This is a genomic window from Kitasatospora sp. NPDC036755, assembly GCF_040636595.1.
Lineage (GTDB): Bacteria > Actinomycetota > Actinomycetes > Streptomycetales > Streptomycetaceae > Kitasatospora.
On record NZ_JBEZUT010000597.1, the window covers coordinates 1 to 2,634 of the forward strand.

Annotated in this window: 3 protein-coding genes; all 3 read right to left on the reverse strand. The window is 73.3% G+C overall.

The genetic code is table 11. The features are described 5' to 3' along the window. Positions 1–146: 146 nt before the first annotated feature. Positions 147–527: a VOC family protein gene (locus tag AB0E96_RS40345; protein ID WP_359831726.1), complete on the reverse strand. Its 381-nt coding sequence runs from the start codon at positions 525–527 to the stop codon at positions 147–149. Between the two features lie 101 nt (positions 528–628). Further along, positions 629–1,759 (reverse strand): class I SAM-dependent methyltransferase, encoded by a 1,131-nt coding sequence (locus AB0E96_RS40350; RefSeq protein ID WP_359831730.1) that lies wholly within the window; start codon positions 1,757–1,759, stop codon positions 629–631. Positions 1,760–2,086: 327 nt separating this feature from the next. After that, positions 2,087–2,634: STM4011 family radical SAM protein (locus tag AB0E96_RS40355; RefSeq protein WP_359831728.1), on the reverse strand; the 548-nt coding region annotated here is incomplete at its 5' end.

Genomic DNA, 2,634 nt, shown 5'->3' on the forward strand with positions numbered 1-2,634 from the left:
GGCCTGCTCTGGAACGTCGGCTACTGCGTCGCCCTGGCGACCTCCGCCCTGGTGCCGACGGCTGCGGCGCGGCGGGTGTGAAGCGGTCGGGCGCGGCGGGTCGGCGGGCGGGTTCCGGAGCCGCCCGCAGACCGGGGGCGGGTCGGCTACTGGCCGACTCGCTGGGACACGCAGAGGATGTTGCCCTCGCTGTCCTTGAACCAGGCCGCGCGCATGCCTTCGCCCTCGGCGACGCCGTCGACGGTCTTCAGACCGGGGAAGTCGTACTCCTCGAAGGTGATGCCGCGGCCGCGGAGGCCGGCCATCTCGCCGTCGAGGTCGGGGACCTTGAAACTGGCGAGGGTGTGGGCGGCCTGCCCGCCGCTGGGGGTGCGGTAGACGGTGAACCGGGTGCCGCCGCTGTCGCAGACGAACTCCTCCTCACCCTCCTCGGTGAGCTTGAGGCCGAGGGTGTCGGTGTAGAAGGCCTTGGCGCGGGCGAGATCGGTGGCGGGGATGACTGCTTGCAGCGGAGCGTCTCCAAGCATGGTGTTTCGCCTCCTCTCTGTCACCAGGCTAGGGACGTGCGGACTCGGCCGCCCGGTGGGCGCGGTACTGCTTCGGGCCGTGTGCGAGAGGTCGCCGGGAGTCATGCGGGGACCAGCCTCCAGAGCGAGGTGATTTCGGCGGCGCGGGCCGCGCGGAGGACCGGATCGGCCCGACCGGCCCGATCGGGAGCGGTGGCCCGGGGATGGCGGGGGACGGTGTCGAGACGTCCGGCGACGCGCAGCCCGGCCTGGGCGACGGCGCCCAGCAGGTCTGCGCGGGAGCGCAGTCCGAGGCGTTCGGCGAGGTCGGAGAGGACGAGCCAGCCCTCGCCACCGGGCAGGAGACGGCTGGCGAGGCCGTCGAGGAAGCCGTGGAGCATGTGGCTGTCCCGGTCGTAGACGCCCTCGTCGAGGGTGGAACTCGGGCGGGCGGGCAGCCACGGGGGGTTGCACACGACCAGGGCGGCCCGGTCGCGCCCCTGAGGGTAGAGGCCGGTGCCGGCGGGCTTGACGCGGTCGGCGAGACCGAGTCGGCGGGCGTTGTCGTGGGCGCAGGCGAGGGCGCGCGGATTGGCGTCGGTGACCAGGACCTCGCGCAGTCCGCGCCGGGCGAGGAGCACGGCGAGCACACCGGTGCCGGTGCCGAGGTCGTGGGCGGTGGCCGTGGCGGTGATCCGGGCGGCCGGCGGCAGCGGCGCCCGGGCGACGAGGTCGACGTACTCGCCGCGGACGGGGGAGAAGACCCCGTAGTGCGGGTGGATGCGGGCGCCGAGGGCCGGGACCTCGACGCCCTTGGTGCGCCACTGGTGTGCGCCGATCACACCGAGGAGCTCGCGGAGGGACACGATTCTGTTGTCAAGGAACGGTCCGTAGGCGCCCAGACAGGCCTCGCGGACGTCGGGTGCCCGGCGGAGCCGGACACGGTGATCCGAGCCGAGCGGCACCAGCAGTGTGCCGAGGACACGCGCGAGGCGGGCGCGTTCCTGCCGGTGCTGCCGGAAGGCCTCGGCCGGTGAGCCTGCGGCGGACGGGGGCCGGCGCCGCTCGGCGCGCCGGCGCATGGCGTGCAGGAGGCGCAGCGCGCCGGGGTAGTCGCCCTGCCAGAGCAGGGCGGTGCCTTCGCAGGCCAGGCGGTAGGCGGCCCCGGCGCTCAGGGTGTCGTCGGCGGCGATCAGCCGCCGTGGTGGGGGCGATCCGTTCTCGCTGTGCCAGGACGCGGGCAGGGCGGACATGGTGGGCAGGGTGACGATGCTGGGCCGGTGGGTGTCGGACACCGGGGCTCCTCGTGGTCGAACGTGCAAAGGGCACGAAGAGCACTTCGACGAGGAGGTGAGCAGCGGGCACACCGGCGGCTGATCGCCACCGAGCGAAGGGCGCGGGGCGTCAGGCCGGGTGCGGCTCACGCGTCGAAGCGCGAGCCGGTGTGTCACCGAGCACGAGGCCCGGCACGGCGGCGAACCGTATGCCACTGATCATCTGCGGGCCCCCTTTCCAACGAGCTGGTCCCGCGCGGTTGTTCGTACGCTTTCACACAGGGTGGTCGGATGGCAACCGATTTATCACCGGCCCGACGCCCAGCCCTGCGGCACGCGTTCCAGCACGCCCGCACCGAACAACTCGTACAGCGGCAGGGACTCCAGGTGGACGTAGCCGATGTGGCAGTCGCAGACCGGCAACGGGCAGGCGCGCGGCCGCAGTCGGGTACGGTAGCTGCCGTCGTAGAGGTTGCCGAGGACGTCCCGGACGAAGTGGCAGCGGCGCACCGTGCCGTCGCCGTCCACCGAGAGCACGGACTCCCCGGTGCGGCACGGCAGCCCGGCGCTGGGGTGGGCGTTCCGGCTGTAGCCGAAGTGCGGGTCGAGGGCGGTCCATTGGGCGGCCTCGGCCTCGGTGTAACCGAGGCCCTCGGCGGCGTTGACCCACAGGTACACGTCCTCGGAGAGCCCGGCGCGCAGCCGGCGGGCCTCGTCGAGGTGCTCGGGTAGGCCGACGACGCCGACGCTGTAGCGCACGCCGAGCGCGTCCAGCTCCCGGCACTTGGCGAGGAACCGGTGACGGGTGATCTGGCCGGGGTGGAAGGTGACCCACAGCGCGAGTGCGTCGAGGT

Bases quoted from the DNA above. Each gene is read 5' to 3' on its own strand.
- AB0E96_RS40345 (WP_359831726.1), bottom strand. From the start codon at position 527: ATGCTTGGAGACGCTCCGCTGCAAGCAGTCATCCCCGCCACCGATCTC.
- AB0E96_RS40350 (WP_359831730.1), bottom strand. From the start codon at position 1,759: ATGTCCGCCCTGCCCGCGTCCTGGCACAGCGAGAACGGATCGCCCCCA.